Origin of the sequence: Alkalibacterium indicireducens (genome assembly GCF_039522005.1) — a bacterium.
GTDB lineage: Bacteria > Bacillota > Bacilli > Lactobacillales > Carnobacteriaceae_A > Alkalibacterium > Alkalibacterium indicireducens.
This window is the reverse complement of record NZ_BAAADA010000218.1, coordinates 1-654: the sequence shown is the minus strand read 5'-3', so window position 1 is coordinate 654 and position 654 is coordinate 1. Positions and strand designations below refer to the sequence as shown.

Genomic DNA, 654 nt, shown 5'->3' with positions numbered 1-654 from the left:
AAGGTTAAACCGAAGAGGTGGAGCCGCAGCGAAAGCGAGTCTGAATAGGGCGTAGAGTATGCCGTCGTCGACCCGAAACCAAGTGACCTACCCATGTCCAGGGTGAAGATGCGGTGAAACGCATTGGAGGCCCGAACCCAAGTACGTTGAAAAGTGCTGGGATGAGGTGTGGGTAGCGGAGAAATTCCAATCGAACTTGGAGATAGCTGGTTCTCTCCGAAATAGCTTTAGGGCTAGCCTCGGATAGTGCATCATGGAGGTAGAGCGACTGTTTGGACTAGGGGCCCTTATCGGGTTACCGAATCCTGATAAACTCCGAATGCCATGTTATGTAGATCCGGGAGTCACACTGCGAGTGATAAGATCCGTAGTGGAAAGGGAAACAGCCCAGACCGTCGGCTAAGGTCCCCAAATTCTTGTTAAGTGGAAAAGGATGTGGGGCTGCTTAGACAACTAGGATGTTGGCTTAGAAGCAGCCATCATTTAAAGAGTGCGTAATAGCTCACTAGTCGAGTGGCCCTGCGCCGAAAATGTACCGGGGCTAAACAAGATACCGAAGCCACGGATAGAACCATTGGTTCTATGGTAGGAGAGCGTTCTAAGGGCGGTGAAGCAAGATCGTGAGGACTTGTGGAGCGCTTAGAAGTGAGAATG

1 rRNA gene is annotated in these 654 nt (G+C 51.1%); it reads left to right on the top strand.

Annotation, left to right across the window (positions count from 1 at the left end):
• Nucleotides 1–654: ribosomal RNA gene (locus tag ABFX15_RS12015) — 23S ribosomal RNA — on the top strand; the annotation flags it as partial.